This window comes from Pseudomonas sp. GL-B-26 (genome assembly GCF_019947405.1).
In the GTDB taxonomy this organism is placed as follows: Bacteria; Pseudomonadota; Gammaproteobacteria; order Pseudomonadales; family Pseudomonadaceae; genus Aquipseudomonas.
In genome coordinates this window covers 75,114-93,144 of sequence record NZ_JAGYGJ010000007.1, presented here as the reverse complement: position 1 = coordinate 93,144, position 18,031 = coordinate 75,114, and the positions used below count along the sequence as shown (strand labels likewise).

Genomic DNA, 18,031 nt, shown 5'->3' with positions numbered 1-18,031 from the left:
CTACTGTTTGCCACATGAACGAAATAACCAGCAACGACACACGCGACATCATTCTGGATGTCACCGAAAAGTTGATCTACAAAAGTGGCATCGCTGCCACCGGGATGGATCTTCTGGTGAAAACCGCCGGCGTCTCCAGAAAGAGTATTTACCGCTACTTCGCCAACAAGGAGGAGCTCACCGTCGCGGCCCTGCAACGCCGCGATGTGCGCTGGATGCATTGGTACAGAAGCGAAGTCGACCAGGCTGAAACGCCGGCCGACCGCCTGCTTAACCTGTTTACCGTACTCAAGGCCTGGTTCGCCTCCGAAGGCTTCCGTGGCTGCGCATTCATCAATACCAGCGGCGAAACCGGCGACCCGCAAGACCCGGTTCGGCTTGTTGCCAAAGACCACAAACAGAAGCTGCTCGACTACGTGCGCGAGCTCTGCACCGAACATGGCGCCACAGACCCGGAGACGCTGGCCAAACAGCTGCTGATCCTGATCGACGGCGCCATTACCGTGGCGCTTGTCATGGGTGATCACAGTGCCGCCGATAATGCGCAATGCATGGCGCGAAAGTTATTGGACCTGTAACACTTTAACCAAGCCCGACAACTTGCTAGAACTTTACTTTGATAGGGAGACTATTAATGTCTAATGCCGAAGTTCGTCCGCCATTGCCGCCATTCACCCGTGAATCGGCCATTGAAAAAGTACGCCTGGCCGAAGACGGCTGGAACTCCCGCGACCCGGAACGCGTGTCGCTGGCCTACACCCTGGACACCAAATGGCGTAACCGCGCCGAGTTTGCCTACAACCGCGAAGAAGCCAAAGGTTTCCTGACGCGCAAATGGGCCAAGGAACTGGATTACCGCCTGATCAAAGAACTTTGGGCCTTTACCGGCAACCGCATCGCCGTGCGTTATGCCTACGAATGGCACGACGACTCGGGCAACTGGTTTCGCTCGTACGGCAACGAAAACTGGGAGTTCGACGAGAACGGTTTGATGGCCAATCGGTTTGCCTGCATCAACGACATGCCGATCAAGGAAAGCGACCGCAAGTTCCACTGGCCGCTGGGCCGCCGTCCTGACGACCATCCAAGTCTGTCCGACCTGGGCCTGTAACTTCACATAGACCAAATGTGGGAGCGGGCTTGCTCGCGAAAGCGGTGTGTCAGTCAACATAGATGTTGAATCTGATGGACCCTTCGCGAGCAAGCCCGCTCCCACATTGTTTTTGTGGTGATCAGGCGACCGCAGCTTGCGGCTTCACACCTGTCTTGGCTTCCAGCTCACGCACCAACGGCAATACCCGCTTGCCGAAATATTCCACTTCTTCCTGAAAGTGCAGAAACCCCGCCAACACCAGATCCACGCCCACCGCTTTCAGCGCAACGATCCGCTCGGCAATCTGCTGCGGCGTACCGATCAGGTTGGTCTTGAAACCGTCGTTGTACTGCACCAGATCCTCGAACGTCGACTTGGCCCAGTTGCCCTCGCCCTCAGGTGACGCCCTGCCCGCCTGCTTCGCCGCATCGCCAAACGCATTCACCGCCTCCGGGTCCGCCTGATCGATAATCTGCGCCAGCACGGCTCGCGCTTCTTCTTCAGTGTCGCGAGCAATGACAAACGCGTTCACGCCCACTTTCACCGAATGATTGTTGGCCGCCGCCTTGGCGCGGATGTCATCGACCTGGGCCTTGATGCCTTCCGGGGTGTTGCCGTTGGTGAAGTACCAGTCCGAAACCCGTGCCGCCATGTCCCGAGCCGCGCGGGAACTGCCACCCTGGAAGATTTCCGGCTGACCCAGCGGTTTGGGTTTGAGGCTGTAGTTGTCGAAGCGGTAGAAGTCACCGCGAAAAGTAAAGTTGTCCTGGCTCCAGATACCCTTCAGCGAGCGGATGAATTCTTCGGAGCGGCGATAACGCTCGTCGTGTTCCAGCCAGTGTTCGCCAATCGCCTGGAATTCACCCTTGAACCAGCCACTGACAATGTTCACCGCCACCCGGCCGTTAGTCAGTTGGTCGATGGTTGCCAATTGCTTGGCCGCCAGCGCCGGTTGCCAAGGGCCGGGCAGGATCGCGGCGATCACTTTCAGTTGGGTGGTGGCGGCCAGCAACGCGTGGCTGAAGGCGACGGATTCGTGTTGATACTCAGCGCCGTAACCGGCCGTGAAGCGGATCTGCGTCAGGGCGTATTCAAACCCCGCCTCTTCGGCCAGTTGCGCCAGTTTGCGGTTGTAGTCGATGCCCCAGTGGGTGCGTTGCTCGATCTTGCTGACCACCAGCCCGCCGCTGACGTTCGGCACCCAGTAGGCAAATTTGACGGCTTGCTGACTCATTGGCATGTCCTCGGGACTTTAGGGAAGTCCTGAGGCAAGAGCAGCAACCGTGCCAGCGCTGAAATCTTGGAGTGGGCGAACACTGTGGCGAGGGGGTTTACCCCCGTTGGGTCGCGAAGCGGCCCCAAAAAATGGGACTGCTGCGCAGTCCAACGGGGGGTAAACCCCCTCGCCACAAAGTGTGGTGTGCCTGAGACAGATTGCTGATGCACTGTTGGTACAGCAACAATTCACTGCGTGCCGACATCCCATTCCTCCCGTAAATCCTGCCCCGCGAGCTTCGGCATGGACCATGCAATTGCCCCTGGCAGACGCAACACTTTCTACTGCCGATCCAAGGAGCCGTCCCATGACCGAACACCAGGTAATCAATCCGCTGTCCACTGGCACCGACTACGAAGCGCTGGCCGCCAGGTTCCGGCCAATTTTCCAACGCATCGCCGCCGGTGCCGTTGAGCGTGAACAGTCCCGCAGCCTGCCGCACGAACCGATTCAGTGGCTCAAGGACGCCGGTTTCGGCGCCGTACGGATTCCGGTTGAATACGGCGGTGGCGGCGCCTCTGTGCCACAACTGTTTGAGCTGCTGATCGAATTGGCCGAAGCCGATTCCAACGTGCCTCAAGCCCTGCGTGGGCATTTCGCCTTTGCCGAGGATCGTTTGAACTCGGCGCCCGGGCCGGCGCGGGATCTGTGGTTCAAACGCTTCGTCGACGGTGACATCGCCGGCAATGCCTGGACCGAAATCGGCAGCGTGGCAATTGGCGATGTCATCACTAAAGTCTCACCTCACGGTGATCAGTGGCGGCTCAACGGTGAGAAGTTCTACAGCACCGGCAGCCTGTTTTCCGACTGGATCGATGTGTATGCGCAACGCAGCGACACCGGCGGCGACGTGATTGCCGCCGTCCGAACCCGCCAACCCGGCATCGTGCAGAGCGACGACTGGGACGGTTTCGGCCAGCGCACCACAGGCAGCGGTACTTCACGGTTTATCGATGCTGACGTGGAGGCCGAGAACATCATCGACTTCGCCACCCGCTTCAAATACCAGACCGCTTTTTATCAGCTGGTGCTGCTGGCGACCCTGGCGGGGATTGGTCGTGCGGCGTTGCGCGATGTGGCTCATCAGGTGCGTAAACGCAAACGCATCTACAGCCATGGCAATGCGCAGCATGTCAGCCAGGATTCGCAGGTGCAGCAAGTGGTCGGTGAGATTGCAGCACTGGTGTATGCGGCTGAGGCCAGCGCCTTGAGGGCTGCACAACCGGCGCAGCGGGCTTATCTGGCGCGATTCTCGGGTGATGACGCCTTGGAACAAGAGGCAAATGTCGCGGCGGAAATCGAATCGGCCAAGGCTCAGGTGGTGGTGTCGGAGCTGATACAGCGAGCGACCACAGAGCTGTTCAATGCACTGGGGGCTTCGGATACTCGGGTGGGTAAATCGCTGGACCGGCACTGGCGCAATGCGCGGACGGTGTCGTCGCACAATCCGGTGATCTACAAGGCCCGGATAGTCGGGGATTGGGCGATCAACGGGACCGAGCCGCCGTTTGTGTGGCAGATCGGCAATGGGCCAAAGGCAGACTGATGTAGCGCCTGGGAGGACACCTTCGCGAGCAAGCCCGCTCCCACATTTAACCGTGTTCCCATAGAAGAATGAGGTTAAATGTGGGAGCGGGCTTGCTCGCGAAGGGGCCGGACGGGTCGCCGCAAAGGGTGGATATGCGTAAGATATCGGCCCTTCCCCGCAGCCCTGTCCTGCACCCCGCCGAATAAGCCGATTCCATGCCTTTCGAACTCAGTGTTGACCTCACCACCCTGGCCATTCTGGCCCTTGTCGCTTTCATTGCCGGTTTCATCGACGCCATTGCCGGCGGCGGTGGTTTGTTGACCACCCCGGCGCTGCTGACCGCAGGCCTGCCGCCGCATCTGGTGCTGGGCACCAACAAACTCAGTTCGACGTTCGGCTCGGCCACCGCCAGTTTCACCTTCTACCGACGCAAGCTGTTCCATCCAAGGCAGTGGATGCACGCCATTGTCGGCACGCTGGTGGGCGCGTTGACCGGTGCCGTGGTCGCTCACTACCTGCCCGCCGAATGGTTGAACAAGATGCTCCCGGTGATCGTTTTCGGCTGCGGCGTCTATCTGTTGTTTGGCGGAACGCCGAAAGCACCGCTGGACAGCGACGCACCGATCAAGAAAAAGTGGCAATCGACCCAAGGATTCGGGCTGGGCTTTTACGACGGCGTGGCCGGTCCCGGAACGGGCGCGTTCTGGACCGTCAGCACGATGCTGATGTACCCCATCGACCTGGTGAAGGCCAGCGGCGTGGCGCGCAGCATGAACTTCGTCAGCAACATTGCGGCACTGTCGGTGTTCGTGTTTTCCGGGCAGGTGGACTGGATCATCGGCCTGAGCATGGGCCTGTCGGTGATGGTCGGGGCGTTCTTCGGGGCTCGCACCGCCATCAGCGGCGGTGCGAAGTTCATTCGCCCGGTGTTCATCACCGTGGTGCTCGGCTTGACCGTGCGGTTAGCCTGGCAACACTGGTTCAGCGTGGCCTAAGCGCCGCGCCACATAGACGTCGATCAAGTAACGGGCAATCGAGCGTGACGCCGGCAACGGCGGCAGCTCATGAACGTTGAACCACTGGGCGTCTTCGATCTCGTCTTCCTGACACACAATCTCGCCGCCGGCGTATTCGGCATGGAAACCCAGCATCATCGAATGCGGGAACGGCCAGCACTGGCTGCCCATGTACTGGATGTTCTTGACCTCGATCTGCACTTCTTCGCGGACTTCGCGAATCAGGCAGTCTTCGGCCGATTCACCCGGTTCGGCAAACCCCGCCAACGTGCTGTAGACCCCGGTGACAAAGCGCGGCGAACGCGCCAGCAGGACCTCATCGCCCCGGGTCACCAGCACGATCATGCTCGGCGAAATGCGCGGGTAGCTGCGTATATCACACGGTTCGCAATACATCGCCCGTTCCCGGGTCACTTGGGTCATCGCCTGTCCGCAGTTACCGCAAAAGCGGTGTTCGCGGGCCCAGGTGCCGATTTGTGCGGCATAACCGAGCACCTTGTAAACCGTATGGTCGCCTTCGAGCATGAACGCCCGCAGGCCTTTCCAGTTGCAGCCCGGCACGTCGCTGTGACTGCGCAGCTCCAGTAAATAGACCGGGTCGCCGTCCAGATGACCGATGCCATGTTCAGCAAGGATCGACAGGTCCTGGCGCTTGAGCCATTCGCGGGGGAACAGCGCGCCATTGTCATCGAACAGAAAGCCTTCGGGGCTGCGCGCCACGGCCCAACCGCCGGGTTGATCGGTGTCCAGTACTGCAGTGGTCCAGCGTGAAGTCATTTTTAATCAGTCCAGAAATTCGGGTTTCTGTTTGCTCATATGGGCGGCCATGGCCACGCGCAAATCGTTGGATTGCAGCATGGCGGCGTTCCAGGTGGCGACGTATTCGAGGCCGTCGTCGATACGATGGTCGCGCATGTAGCTGATCATTTCTTTGGTGCCGGTAATCGCAATCGGCGACTTGCCGGCGATCTCACGGGCAATGCCCATGACACCGTCGAGCAGGCTGGCGGTGTCGCTGTAAACGCGATTGACCAGGCCCATGCCACGCGCTTCTTCGGCACCGAACGTGCGACCAGTGTAAGCCAGTTCACGCAGCATGCCGTCACCAATGATCCGCGGCAAGCGTTGCAAAGTGCCAACGTCGGCCGCCATGCCGATGTCGATTTCCTTGATCGAGAATTGCGCGTCTTCGGCGGCGTAACGCATGTCGCAAGCCGCAATCAAATCTATGGCGCCGCCCAGGCAATAACCCTGAACCGCCGCCAGTACCGGCTTGCGGCAATTGTCGACGGCATTGAAAGACGCTTGCAGGGCGAGGATCTTGCGGCGCAGCAGGCGCGCGTTGCGCCCCACGTCCTTGCCCAGTTCATTGGCCACGCCAGCCAGCATCATCAGGTCGATGCCAGAAGAAAAATGCTTGCCCGCACCACTGAGCACCACCACCCGGACTTCGTCGGTGTCGTCGACCCACTGGAAAATCTCGATGATCTCGCTCCAGAACGCGGCATTCATCGAATTGATCTTTTCTGGCCGGTTGATCTGCACATGGGCGATTTTATCGGCCAGTTCGACGGTGAATGCAGTGTACTGAGACATGGCAGTGATCCTTTTACCGGGCAGAAAATGAGGCCCGGACTATAACAAGGCATCAAGGCGGACCGTAAGGCAGCGGTTCGGCCAAAGACGGGACTTAGCCTGCGCACCACAACGGTGCGTGAGCCTTGCCGCGCTTCGCACATTCATGTGACATCTCGACTTTTTTTTGAGGCAAAAAGGTAAAAAAACATGCCCTTCGTCGGTGCGTTTCTCCCTCAAGGCGGTACGTCCGTACCTCTTTGAACCGATTGTCGAACAATTTTGCCATCTGGCCTCGCCCGCTCTAAGTTCTGGCCTAGACTCAGTTCCGCGGGGCGAAACCGGTCGGTCACAAAGCGGAAAGAAAGTCGAAACTTTTGCCGGTCGTGACGGGTCAGCTGAAAAGGAGGTGCGTTGCGACTGGTGCAATCCTTGCAACGATCTCTACAGCCATTCTGCTTCATCGTATTGGCAGCGCTTGCTCACCGATGCGTAGCGCGTTTGCGCCCGGCCACAGGAATTGGCCACGAAACACCGTTTGTGCCAGACCTAAGAATTAGATCAACAACACGGGAGATTCATATGATCAGTGCGGCTTTAGATATTCAGGGAGAACGTGCTCATCAGCAGGTCGGCGAAACGAGCGCCGTGAGCGCCGCCAGTCACCAATCGATCAGCGTCCCCGGCACCAAGACGCTGGCACCGGTGGCCAGTCAGAATCCCAACAAGAAGAAAGTCCTGTTCGTCACCTCGGAGATCGCCGATCTGGTGAAAACCGGTGGTCTGGGCGACGTTTCCGCAGCGCTGCCGCGAGCCATGGCTCACTTGCACGATGTGCGCGTGTTGATCCCCGGTTACCCGCAAGTGCTGCACAGCGAAAACCCGATTCATATCATTGGTGAGCTCGGTGGTCACGCCGCGTTGCCCCCCTGCAAGATCGGGCGCATGGACATGCCCGACGGTCTGGTCATTTACGTGTTGATCTGCCCCGAGCTCTACGAGCGCGAGGGTTCGCCTTACGGTGCCAACAACGGTCGCGACTGGCCGGACAACCACATTCGTTTCGCCCGTCTGGGCCTGGCCGCTGCCGATATCGCCGCCAACCTCGCACAAATCCACTGGTGCCCGGACCTGGTGCACGCCCATGACTGGCCTGCCGGTCTGGCGCCCGCTTACATGCACTGGCGTGGACAGCGCACCCCGACGCTGTTCACCATTCATAACCTCGCCTATCAGGGCGTGACCAGCCTTGGCTCGTGCCCGGAACTGGGTATTCCCATGCATGCCTTGCAACAGGAAGGCATGGAGTTCTACGGCAAGATGTCGTTCCTCAAGGCCGGCATGGCTTATTCGAGCCACATCACCACCGTCAGCGCCACCTATGCCCAGGAAATCACCACTCCGGCCTTCGGCTGCGGTCTCGACGGTTTTCTTGCCGCCAAGACCCAGCAAGGTCTGCTCAGTGGTATTCCCAATGGCATCGATGAAAGCTGGGACGCCGCCACCGACCCGCACCTGTTCCGCCCCTTCAAAATTGGCGACTGGGAAGGCAAAGCGGTCAACGCCGACCACGTGCGCAAGCTGTTTGGCCTGGACGATAGCGAAGGTCCGCTGTTCGCCGTGGTTTCGCGACTGGTCTATCAGAAAGGCCTGGACCTGACTGAGGCCGTCTCCGAGTACATCGTCAAATCTGGCGGGCAAATCGCGATCATCGGTCGTGGCGAACCGGAAGAAGAACAAGCCATGCGCGAGTTGGCTGTGCGTTTTCCAGGTCAGATCGGCGTGCGCATCGGTTTCAACGAGACCGACGCCCGTCGCATGTTCGCCGGCAGTGATTTCCTGCTGATGCCTTCGCGTTACGAGCCTTGCGGCCTGAGCCAGATGTACGCCCAGCGCTTCGGTTCGTTGCCGGTGGCACGCAACACCGGTGGTTTGGCCGACACCATTGAAAACGGCGTGACCGGTTTCCTGTTCGACGAATCCACGGTAGAGAGTTACGAGGAAGCCCTGAGCCGGGCCTTCAAGGTTTTTGCCTTCCCCGACCTGCTCCATGCCATGCGCTGCCGGGCCATGGCGGCGCCTTTCAACTGGTGCAAGGCGGTTGAACCGTACGCCGAACTCTACGAACAGCTTGTCGCCAAGGCATTGGGTAAATCGGGCAAACATTAAGAGGTTTTCATAGATGCCGTTACGGACCCTTGAGACCTGGCCCCACGGCGCAATCATGCTGGACGCAGAGCACACGCGTTTTGCCTTGTGGGCGCCAGATGCGTTTTACGTCAGTGTCGAACTGGAAGATGGACAGTCCTTGCCACTCCTGCCCCAGGCAGATGGCTGGTTCGTGATCAACACCCGCTGCCCCGCCGGCACACGTTACCGCTACAACATCGACGGTGAGCTGGAGGTGCCCGACCCGGCCTCCCGCGCGCAGGCCGGTGATATCGACCGCCACAGCGTGGTGGTCGATCCACTTGCGTATCAATGGCAACACAGCGCCTGGCTCGGGCGGCCGTGGAATGAGGCGGTAATCTACGAATTGCACGTCGGTGCGCTCGGCGGCTTCAGCGAAGTCGAGCAGCACCTGGCGCGCCTCGTGGAGCTGGGCATCAGTGCAATCGAATTGATGCCGCTGGCGCAGTTCCCCGGCGATCGCAATTGGGGCTACGACGGGGTGTTGCCCTACGCGCCCCAAGCCTCCTACGGCACTCCCGAACAACTCAAACACCTGATCGACACCGCCCACGGACATGGCCTGGCGGTGATTCTCGACGTGGTCTACAACCACTTCGGCCCGGACGGCAATTATCTGCATCGCTACGCCAAGGGCTTCTTCCGCGAAGACAAGCACACCCCGTGGGGTGCAGCCATCGACTTCCGGCGGCGCGAGGTGCGGGACTTCTTCATCGACAATGCGCTGATGTGGTTGCTTGAGTACCGCTTCGATGGCTTGCGCCTGGACGCGGTACACGCCATCGAAGACCCTGACTTTCTTCAGGAACTGGCGCAAAAGGTTCGCCAGCAAACCGATCCGGCCAGGCATGTCTGGCTGACCGTTGAAAACGAACACAACCAGGCCAGCCTGCTGGAAGAAGGCTTCGACGCGCAGTGGAACGACGACGGCCACAATGCCTTGCACGTGCTGCTGACCGGCGAAACCGACGCCTATTACGCCGACTATGCGCAAAACCCCACTGAACAACTGGCCCGCTGCCTGAGCCAGGGCTTCGTGTTTCAAGGCCACGTGACCCGTCACGGTACAACCCGTGGCGAGCCCAGCGGTCACTTGCCGCCCAGTGCTTTCGTGCTGTTTCTGCAAAACCACGACCAGATCGGTAATCGCGCCTTGGGCGAACGGCTGCATCAACTGGCCAACCCCGATGCGCTCAAGGCAGCCACGGCATTACTGCTGTTGTCACCGATGATCCCGCTGATGTTCATGGGCGACGAGTTCGCCGCCGAGCAACCGTTCCTGTTCTTCACCAGCCATCACGGTGAGCTGGCGGAGCGGGTCCGCGAGGGACGACGTAACGAGTTTGCAGCGTTCAGCGCGTTTGCTGATCCGCACAAACGCGAGCAGATTTCCGACCCCAATGCGCGCCAGACCTTTGAGGCTTCACGCCCCGAGCTGACATCAACCCGACAATCCGCCATGCACGATCTGTATCGCCAACTGCTGCAGATCCGCCATCAGCAGATCATTCCTCGCCTGCCCGGCGCTCAAGCACTGGGCGCCGAGGTGCTGGGAACAGGCGCAGTAACGGCGCGCTGGCGACTGGGCGATGGCAGTCAGCTGCGCATTGACCTGAACCTCAGCGACACGCCTGTGGTCCACACCCCACAGGCCGACGCTTCGTTGTTGTTGTTCGAATACCCGCCACAGTCAGCCGGTCTGTTGGATCAGGGCACCCTCGCCCCGTATTGCGCGCTAGTCAGTCTCACGGCCGCAGCCCCTTTGCTACCCCCGGATGGAGAGCGCCCATGAGCGATGCGCAATTGGAAATACTGGCCAGCCGAGCTGGCCTGGCTGTCGACTGGATAGACGCCAACGGCCGCCCACAGAAAGTCGCTCCATCGGTGTTGCGTAACGTCCTCACCGGACTCGGCCACCCGGCCGGCAGCGCCCAGGAAATCGACGCCAGCCTGCAGGAACTGCAGCAGGTGCAACAGACCCGACACCTGCCGCCGCTGCTGACTGCAGACTTCGGTGTCGGCCTCAGCCTGGGGCATTACTTTGAGCCCGAAACACCGTGCGAAATCCATCTTGAAGATGGCTCGCGACTCAACCTGAAACTGGATGCCGAGGCGATACTGCCTGGCCTGATCCCGGTCGGTTATCAGCACGTCAGCATCGACGGACAGCAATTCACCTTAGCCGTGGCACCGACACGCTGCTACAGCGTCGGCGATGCCGTCGACAGCCCGATCCCGCGCGTCTGGGGCCTGAGCGTGCAGCTGTACTCGCTGCGTCGTCCGGGCGACGGCGGTTTTGGCGATACCCAGGCGCTGGAAGACCTGGCCCGAGTGGCCGGCGAACGCGGCGCTGAAGCGCTGGCAATCAGTCCACTGCATGCGATGTTCGGCAGCGACACCCAACGTTACAGTCCGTATTCGCCGTCCAGCCGCTTGTTTCTCAACAGCCTGTACGCCGCTCCGGGTGCCATCCTCGGTGATCGAGCGATGCGCACCGCGATTGATGCAACCGGCCTGGCGGCAGAACTCAAGCACCTCGAAGCCTTGCCGTTGATTGATTGGCCCGTGGCAGCCGAAGCCAAACATCGCCTGTTGCAGGCGTTGTACGAAGGGTTTGTGCAGGGCGAACACCCGTTGCATGCCGACTTCAGCAGCTTCCGCCACGCTGCTGGCGAAGCCCTGGAAAACCACTGCCGCTTTGAAGCCATTCAAGAAACCCGCGCTGCCAAGGGTGAAAGCCTCGACTGGCGGCAGTGGCCCGAGCAATGGCAAAACCCGCGTAGCGCGGCCCTGGCCGAATTCGCCGAAGAGAACGCCGGGCGCATCGGCTTCTTTGCCTTCTGCCAATGGCTGATCACCCGCTGCCTGGAACGCGCACAAACCGCCGCCCGCAGCGCCGGCATGAGCATTGGCCTGATCGCCGATCTGGCGGTGGGTGCCGATGGCGGTGGGAGTCAGGCCTGGAGTCGTCAGGACGAATTGCTCGCCTCGCTGACCGTGGGCGCACCACCGGACATTCTCAACCGCACCGGTCAGGGCTGGGGGATTTCCGCGTTCTCGCCCGAAGGTCTGGTACGCAACGGCTTTCGTGCCTTCATCGAAATGCTCCGCGCCAATTTTGCCCACGCTGGTGGTCTGCGCATCGATCACGTCATGGGCCTGCAACGGCTGTGGGTGATCCCCAATGGCGCATCACCCGCCGACGGTGCCTACCTCTATTACCCGGTGGACGACCTGCTGCGTTTGCTGACCCTCGAGTCCCATCGCCATCAGGCCATCGTCCTCGGTGAAGACCTTGGCACTGTGGCTGACGGTCTGCGAGAAAAGCTCATCGCCCGTTCGATCCTCGGCATGCGCGTGCTGCTGTTCGAACAGGACAACGCGCACTTCAAACCGATTCTCGACTGGCCGGACAACGCCCTCGCGACCACCAGCACCCATGACCTGCCAACGCTCAATGGCTGGTGGCATGGCCGTGATATTGACTGGAACGCCCGACTGGGGCTGGTCGACGCCCCGGGTGAAATCGAATGGCGCCACCACCGCGAACGCGAGCGTGAAGGCCTGCGCCGGGTGTTGAGCGAGGACCCGCAGAACTTTCGCGAAGAGTCCCATGAAACCGATCAGGTGCTCGACGCCGCGATACGTTTCCTCGGTCATACCCGTGCGCCGCTGGTGTTGCTGCCGCTGGAAGATGCCCTGGGCATCGAGCAGCAGGCCAACTTGCCCGGCACCACCGACACGCACCCCAACTGGTCCCGACGCTTGCCCGGCGACAGTGAAGCCTTGCTCGATGACCCGGATGCCGCCCGACGCTTGGAACTGCTCGCCTGTGCACGGCTTCAGGCGGCCGAGCGTGACCAATGAAGCAAACGCTTATCCAACCGCTGCGGGCCACCCTGCGGCTGCAGTTCCATAAAGACTTCACGCTGGACGATGCGGTGCCGCTGGTGCCGTACTTCGCCAGCCTCGGCATCAGCCATGTCTATGCGTCACCGCTACTGAGTGCCCGCGCCGGGTCCATGCATGGCTACGACGTCGTGGACCCGACCACGGTCAACCCGGAGTTGGGCGGCGAAGCGGCGCTGCGGCGTTTGGTCAGCGCATTGCGCGAGCTGAACATGGGGCTGATCCTCGACATCGTCTCCAACCACATGGCCGTCGGCGGTGGCGATAATCCCTGGTGGCAGGATTTGCTGGAATGGGGACGCCTGAGTCCTTACGGCGAATTCTTCGATATCCAGTGGCATTCACCCGACCCGTTGATGGAAGGCCAGTTGCTGCTGCCCTTCCTCGGCAGCGACTACGGCATCGCCTTGCAGGACGGCACCCTGCCCCTGCGCTTCGATGCGCAAAAGGGTGCGTTTTATGTTGAGCACTATGAGCATCACTTCCCGATCTGCCCGACGAATTACGGCGAACTGCTCAGGACCGATGACCCACTGAGCGCCGAATCGCTCAAGTCGCTGGCAGATCGTTTCAGCACCTTGAGCTACCAGACCGACGCCCACAGTCTGGCGATACCGCTGAAAACAGAGCTGCGTGAACTGGCCGGCGATCCGGCGATTCTGCAGGCCATCCAGCACAACCTCAGCGCTTACGACTCACTCACCGCCGAAGGTTTCCAGCGCCTGCACCTGTTGCTTGAACGCCAAAGCTATCGCCTGGCCAGTTGGCGCACGGCGGCGGATGACATCAACTGGCGGCGTTTTTTCGATATCAACGAACTGGGCGGCCTGCGGGTCGAACGTCCTGCCGTGTTCGAAGCCACCCACGCGAAAATCTTCGAACTGGTGGCTGAAGGGCTGGTTGACGGTCTGCGCATCGACCACATCGACGGCCTCGCCGACCCTCGGGGTTACTGCCGCAAATTGCGGCGGCGGGTCGACAGCCTATCGCCGGATCGGCACCTGCCGATCTACGTCGAGAAGATCCTCGGCGAAGGTGAAACCCTGCACCGTGACTGGTCGGTGGATGGCACCACCGGTTACGAGTTCATGAATCAGCTGTCGCTGCTGCAACACGCGCCCGAAGGCGCCGACACCTTGGGCGAACTGTGGAATCGCTACAGCGAACGGCCCGCCGATTTCCGTCAGGAAGCGCAACTGGCCCGCCAGCAGATCCTCAACGGCTCCCTCGCCGGCGACTTTGAAAGCGTCGCCCAGGCGCTGTTGCAAGTGGCCCGGGATGACCTGATGACCCGCGACCTGACCCTCGGTGCGATTCGTCGGGCGTTGCAGGAACTGATCGTGCATTTCCCGGTGTACCGCACCTATGTCAGCCCGCGTGGACGTTCGACTGAAGACGATGTGTTTTTCCAGCAAGCCATGGACGGTGCCAGGCAAACCCTCGGCGAGGCCGACTGGCCGGTGCTCGATTGCCTGGCCCGCTGGCTGGGCGGTGAATCATGGCGCAAACGCCCGTTGGGCCGGCCGCGCAAGGTGCTCAAGCATGCCTGTGTACGTTTTCAGCAACTGACGTCACCGGCGGCGGCGAAGGCTGTGGAAGACACCGCGTTCTATCGTTCAGCGACGTTGCTGTCGCGCAATGACGTGGGCTTCAGCACCGAGCAGTTCAGCGCGCCGGTGGCCGATTTCCATGCGGCTTGCATCAACCGTCTCGAAGCCTTCCCCGACAATTTGCTGGCCACCGCGACCCACGACCACAAACGCGGCGAAGACACTCGCGCGCGCCTGGCGGTGCTAAGCGAGCGCAGTGCCTGGTACGCCGAGGAAGTCCCGTTCTGGCGAACCCTCGCCCGCCCCCTGCGCGACGACGACCAGGTGCCGACTGCGGGCGATGAGTTGATCCTCTATCAAGCGATCCTCGGCAGCTGGCCGCTCGATATGCGCAGTGACGATCAAGCAGCCTTGGAGAACTACACTCAACGCCTGTGGCAGTGGCAACAGAAAGCCTTGCGCGAAGCCAAGTTGCAAAGCAGCTGGAGCGCGCCAAACGAAGCTTACGAACAAGCGGTTCAGCAATTCTTGCGACGTCTGCTTCTGAGCCCCGAAGGTGAATTGTTACGGGCGGCCCTCGGCAAAGCAGCCAAGAGCATCGCCGTCCCCGGCGCCCTCAATGGGTTGGCGCAAACCTTGCTGCGAATGACCGTGCCGGGGGTGCCGGACCTGTATCAGGGCAACGAGTACTGGGACTTCTCGCTGGTCGATCCTGACAACCGCCGGCCGGTGGATTACACCAGCCGACAGCAGTCGATCCAGACGTCATTGGAACTGCCCGAATTGTTGGCTAATTGGCGGGACGGGCGCATTAAACAAGCGCTGATCGCACAAGTATTGAACCTACGGCTCGAGCACACCGAGCTGTTTCGGCGAGGGACGTATCAAGCCCTTGAAGTCGTCGGCAGCCAGGCTCACCGGGTGCTCGCATTTGCTCGCTCGCTGGAAGGAAAACGCGCCATCGTGATCGTACCGATACGCTGCGCCGAACTGCTGAAAAACAGTGCCGATCCCCGGATTGACGCGCCGCTGTGGGGCGATACACGGGTCAAATTACCGTTCACCGCCCCTGATGAAAATTTGAAGGGACTTTTTTCAAGCACAACAGTCACACACCAAAGGGAGCTGAACATCAGCGACGCGCTAGTGGATTTCCCGATCAATCTTTTTATCCAAACTACCCACACTTGAGTTCAGTTCAGGAGCATTGCGATGAGCACAAACGATAAACGCATCCGCGAATTCGCCTATCAGATCTGGGAATCGGAAGGAAAACCCGAGGGTCAGGAAGCCCGCCACTGGGAGATGGCTCGCAAACTGGCTGAAGCCGAAGCCCTGGCACCGAGTAAATCGCCCAAAGCCGCTGGCAGCAAAGCCGCCGCCAAGGCCCCGGCCAGCAAAGCCAATGGCAAGGCAGCGGAGCCAAAAACCAAAGCCAAGCCCGCCGCTGCCTCCAAGGTCATCCCGCCGGGCGAAAAAGCCAACGAGAAAAAGCCTCGAGCAGCGCGTAAACCGCCCGCTGTCTGACGCCTCTCACCTGTGTCCTGATTGACCTCGTGGCGAGTTTTCTCGCCACCGAGGGCTCGCTCGCCCTCAAAAAAAACCAGAGCCAAGAACTGTCCCCCCTTTGCAGGAGCACCTATGACCAGTCCGAAGAAAGCCGCGCCAGAACCTCAGGTCGAGGCCTCGCGAATCCGTGAAGGCTTGCCCTTCCCGCTGGGCGCGACCTGGGATGGCCTGGGGGTCAACTTCGCCTTGTTTTCCGCCAACGCCACGAAGGTCGAGCTGTGCATTTTCGATGATGCCGGCGAGGTCGAACTGGAACGCATCGAACTGCCGGAATACACCGACGAGATCTACCACGGCTACCTGCCCGACGCGCATCCTGGGATGATCTACGGCTACCGTGTCTATGGCCCGTACGACCCGGCGAACGGTCATCGCTTCAACCACAACAAACTGCTGATCGACCCCTACGCCAAACAACTGGTCGGCCAGTTGAAATGGTCAGAAGCCCTGTTCGGCTACACCATCGGCCACCCCGAGGCCGACCTCAGTTTCGATAAACGCGACAGCGCGCCGTTCGTGCCCAAGTGCAAGGTGATCGACCCGGCCCACACCTGGGGACACGACCATCGGGTCAGCGTGCCGTGGGACAAGACCATCATTTATGAGACTCACGTGCGTGGTTTCAGCATGCGTCACCCCTCCGTCCCCGATAACGTGCGCGGCACCTTCGCCGGGTTGATGGTCGATGACGTGCTTGAACACATCCGCAAGCTTGGGGTGTCGACGGTGGAATTGCTGCCGATTCATGCCTTCGTCAACGACCAGCATCTGTTGCACAAAGGCATGACCAATTACTGGGGCTACAACAGCCTCGCGTTCTTCGCCCCCGACCCGCGTTACCTGGCCAGCGGCAAGATCGCCGAGTTCAAGGAGATGGTTGCGCACCTGCACGAAGCCAATCTTGAAGTGATCCTCGACGTGGTCTACAACCACACCGCCGAGGGCAATGAACAAGGCCCGACCCTGTCCATGCGCGGCATCGACAACGCCTCCTACTACCGTTTGATGCCCGACGACAAGCGCTTCTACATCAACGATTCCGGCACCGGCAACACCCTGGACCTGAGTCACCCGTGCGTGCTGCAAATGGTCACCGACTCCCTGCGATACTGGGCCTCGGAAATGCACGTCGACGGTTTCCGCTTCGACCTGGCGACCATTCTCGGGCGTTACCACGATGGCTTCGACGAACGTCACAGCTTCCTGGTGGCCTGCCGTCAGGACCCGGTGCTGCGTCAGGTGAAGATGATTGCAGAAGCCTGGGATTGCGGCCCCGGTGGTTATCAGGTCGGTAACTTTCCGCCCGGCTGGGTCGAGTGGAATGACAAGTTCCGCGACACCGTGCGTGCGTTCTGGAAAGGCGACGACGGCCAACTGGCGGACTTCGCCAGTCGCATGACCGCCTCCGGCGAGATGTTCAATCAGCGTGGCCGGCGGCCGTATGCCTCGGTGAATTTCGTCACCGCCCACGACGGTTTCACCCTTAACGACCTGGTGTCGTACAACGACAAACACAACGAAGCCAACGACGAGAACAATCAGGACGGCAGCAACAACAACCTGTCCTGGAACCACGGCGTCGAAGGCCCGACCGACGATCCCGAGATCAATGCGCTGCGTCAGCGGCAGATGCGCAATTTCTTCGCCACGCTGCTGCTGTCCCAAGGCACGCCGATGCTGGTGGCCGGCGACGAATTCGCCCGCACCCAGGAAGGCAACAACAACGCCTATTGCCAGGACAGCGAGATCGGCTGGGTCAATTGGGACCTGAGCGAAGACGGCAAAGCCCTGCTCAAGTTCGTTAAACGCCTGATCAAGTTACGCCTGGCCTACCCGATCCTGCGTCGCGGTCGGTTCCTGGTGGGCAATTACAACGAGGACATTGGCGTCAAGGACGTCACCTGGCTGGCGCCGGATGGCAGCGAAATGTCCAACGAACAATGGGAGGAAGGCCATGGCCGCTGCCTCGGCATGCTGATGGATGGCCGCGCCCAGGAAACCGGTATTCGCCGCAAGGGCGCGGACGCCACCCTGCTGCTGGTGGTCAACGCGCATCACGACATCGTCAATTTCCTGCTTCCAGAAGTGCCTGACGGCGGTTTCTGGACCTGCATGATCGATACCAATCAACCGTCGATTCGGGGTCAGGAACGCTTCGAGTTCGGTCACGAATATTCGGTCACGGGCCGTTCGCTGCTGCTGTTCGAATTGCAGCGTGAGGAAGAAGAGTGAAATGAACCTTGAGGGATTCCAGCCCTAAAACGTAACGAATGGAACATCGAGGCGACGAATAGCGTGACATGAGCAATACTCTGCTCGCGGCAA

13 protein-coding genes are annotated in these 18,031 nt (G+C 60.5%); 10 read left to right on the top strand and 3 right to left on the bottom strand.

What is annotated here, in order from left to right; genetic code table 11:
• The first annotated feature begins 14 nt into the window (after window positions 1-14).
• Together KGB23_RS06620 and KGB23_RS06615 are read left to right on the top strand one after the other, a co-directional pair.
• Window positions 15-578 carry a TetR/AcrR family transcriptional regulator gene (locus KGB23_RS06620; RefSeq protein WP_008152706.1) on the top strand — a complete coding sequence of 188 codons (564 nt, stop codon included), beginning with the start codon at window positions 15-17 and terminating at the stop codon, window positions 576-578.
• 56 nt (window positions 579-634) lie between these two features.
• Complete coding sequence (locus tag KGB23_RS06615; protein ID WP_010460010.1) at window positions 635-1,111, top strand: DUF1348 family protein; 477 nt, start codon at window positions 635-637, stop codon at window positions 1,109-1,111.
• A 121-nt stretch (window positions 1,112-1,232) separates the two neighbouring features.
• On the opposite strand, the gene sfnG is transcribed toward KGB23_RS06615, so the two are convergent.
• Entirely contained in the window at window positions 1,233-2,327 is a 1,095-nt protein-coding gene (gene sfnG, locus KGB23_RS06610) for a dimethylsulfone monooxygenase SfnG (protein WP_411741487.1), read from the bottom strand.
• A gap of 349 nt (window positions 2,328-2,676) precedes the next feature.
• On the opposite strand from sfnG, the gene KGB23_RS06605 reads away from it, so the two are divergent.
• Both KGB23_RS06605 and KGB23_RS06600 read left to right on the top strand, forming a co-directional pair.
• The gene (locus tag KGB23_RS06605) at window positions 2,677-3,915 is read left to right on the top strand and encodes an acyl-CoA dehydrogenase family protein (protein ID WP_223430373.1); all 1,239 of its coding nucleotides are present in this window, start codon (window positions 2,677-2,679) and stop codon (window positions 3,913-3,915) included.
• A gap of 197 nt (window positions 3,916-4,112) precedes the next feature.
• Complete coding sequence (locus KGB23_RS06600) at window positions 4,113-4,892, top strand: TSUP family transporter (RefSeq protein ID WP_046046975.1); 780 nt, start codon at window positions 4,113-4,115, stop codon at window positions 4,890-4,892.
• Here KGB23_RS06600 and nudC read toward each other — a convergent pair.
• Window positions 4,860-5,690: an NAD(+) diphosphatase gene (gene nudC, locus KGB23_RS06595; protein ID WP_223430372.1), complete on the bottom strand. Its 831-nt coding sequence runs from the start codon at window positions 5,688-5,690 to the stop codon at window positions 4,860-4,862. The two genes, KGB23_RS06600 and nudC, sit on opposite strands and share 33 nt — an antisense overlap.
• 6 nt (window positions 5,691-5,696) lie before the next feature.
• Window positions 5,697-6,509, bottom strand: a complete 813-nt coding sequence (locus KGB23_RS06590; RefSeq protein WP_223430371.1) for a crotonase/enoyl-CoA hydratase family protein — start codon at window positions 6,507-6,509, stop codon at window positions 5,697-5,699.
• A gap of 561 nt (window positions 6,510-7,070) precedes the next feature.
• Between KGB23_RS06590 and glgA the strand changes: the two genes are divergently transcribed.
• From glgA to glgX, 6 genes are all read left to right on the top strand, one after another.
• Window positions 7,071-8,657 carry a glycogen synthase GlgA gene (gene glgA / locus KGB23_RS06585; RefSeq protein WP_223430370.1) on the top strand — a complete coding sequence of 529 codons (1,587 nt, stop codon included), beginning with the start codon at window positions 7,071-7,073 and terminating at the stop codon, window positions 8,655-8,657.
• Between the two features lie 13 nt (window positions 8,658-8,670).
• Window positions 8,671-10,470 (top strand): malto-oligosyltrehalose trehalohydrolase, encoded by a 1,800-nt coding sequence (gene treZ / locus KGB23_RS06580; RefSeq protein ID WP_223430369.1) that lies wholly within the window; start codon window positions 8,671-8,673, stop codon window positions 10,468-10,470.
• Entirely contained in the window at window positions 10,467-12,545 is a 2,079-nt protein-coding gene (malQ, locus tag KGB23_RS06575; RefSeq protein WP_223430368.1) for a 4-alpha-glucanotransferase, read from the top strand. Before treZ ends, malQ begins: the two co-directional genes overlap by 4 nt.
• Window positions 12,542-15,328: a malto-oligosyltrehalose synthase gene (locus KGB23_RS06570; RefSeq protein WP_223430367.1), complete on the top strand. Its 2,787-nt coding sequence runs from the start codon at window positions 12,542-12,544 to the stop codon at window positions 15,326-15,328. The genes malQ and KGB23_RS06570 overlap by 4 nt, the downstream gene beginning before the upstream one ends.
• A 21-nt stretch (window positions 15,329-15,349) precedes the next feature.
• Window positions 15,350-15,664 (top strand): DUF2934 domain-containing protein, encoded by a 315-nt coding sequence (locus tag KGB23_RS06565; RefSeq protein WP_223430366.1) that lies wholly within the window; start codon window positions 15,350-15,352, stop codon window positions 15,662-15,664.
• 114 nt (window positions 15,665-15,778) lie between these two features.
• On the top strand, window positions 15,779-17,938 hold the full coding sequence (gene glgX / locus KGB23_RS06560; protein ID WP_223430365.1) for a glycogen debranching protein GlgX: 2,160 nt from the start codon (window positions 15,779-15,781) through the stop codon (window positions 17,936-17,938).
• Window positions 17,939-18,031 lie beyond the last annotated feature (93 nt).

What these genes read in the sequence shown, in the direction of transcription:
- malQ (WP_223430368.1), top strand. Translation starts at nt 10,467, where the DNA reads ATGAGCGATGCGCAATTGGAAATACTGGCCAGCCGAGCTGGCCTGGCT.
- nudC (WP_223430372.1), bottom strand. Translation starts at nt 5,690, where the DNA reads ATGACTTCACGCTGGACCACTGCAGTACTGGACACCGATCAACCCGGC.
- sfnG (WP_411741487.1), bottom strand. Translation starts at nt 2,327, where the DNA reads ATGAGTCAGCAAGCCGTCAAATTTGCCTACTGGGTGCCGAACGTCAGC.
- KGB23_RS06565 (WP_223430366.1), top strand. Translation starts at nt 15,350, where the DNA reads ATGAGCACAAACGATAAACGCATCCGCGAATTCGCCTATCAGATCTGG.
- KGB23_RS06620 (WP_008152706.1), top strand. Translation starts at nt 15, where the DNA reads ATGAACGAAATAACCAGCAACGACACACGCGACATCATTCTGGATGTC.
- KGB23_RS06615 (WP_010460010.1), top strand. Translation starts at nt 635, where the DNA reads ATGTCTAATGCCGAAGTTCGTCCGCCATTGCCGCCATTCACCCGTGAA.
- KGB23_RS06600 (WP_046046975.1), top strand. Translation starts at nt 4,113, where the DNA reads ATGCCTTTCGAACTCAGTGTTGACCTCACCACCCTGGCCATTCTGGCC.
- treZ (WP_223430369.1), top strand. Translation starts at nt 8,671, where the DNA reads ATGCCGTTACGGACCCTTGAGACCTGGCCCCACGGCGCAATCATGCTG.
- KGB23_RS06605 (WP_223430373.1), top strand. Translation starts at nt 2,677, where the DNA reads ATGACCGAACACCAGGTAATCAATCCGCTGTCCACTGGCACCGACTAC.
- KGB23_RS06590 (WP_223430371.1), bottom strand. Translation starts at nt 6,509, where the DNA reads ATGTCTCAGTACACTGCATTCACCGTCGAACTGGCCGATAAAATCGCC.
- glgX (WP_223430365.1), top strand. Translation starts at nt 15,779, where the DNA reads ATGACCAGTCCGAAGAAAGCCGCGCCAGAACCTCAGGTCGAGGCCTCG.
- glgA (WP_223430370.1), top strand. Translation starts at nt 7,071, where the DNA reads ATGATCAGTGCGGCTTTAGATATTCAGGGAGAACGTGCTCATCAGCAG.
- KGB23_RS06570 (WP_223430367.1), top strand. Translation starts at nt 12,542, where the DNA reads ATGAAGCAAACGCTTATCCAACCGCTGCGGGCCACCCTGCGGCTGCAG.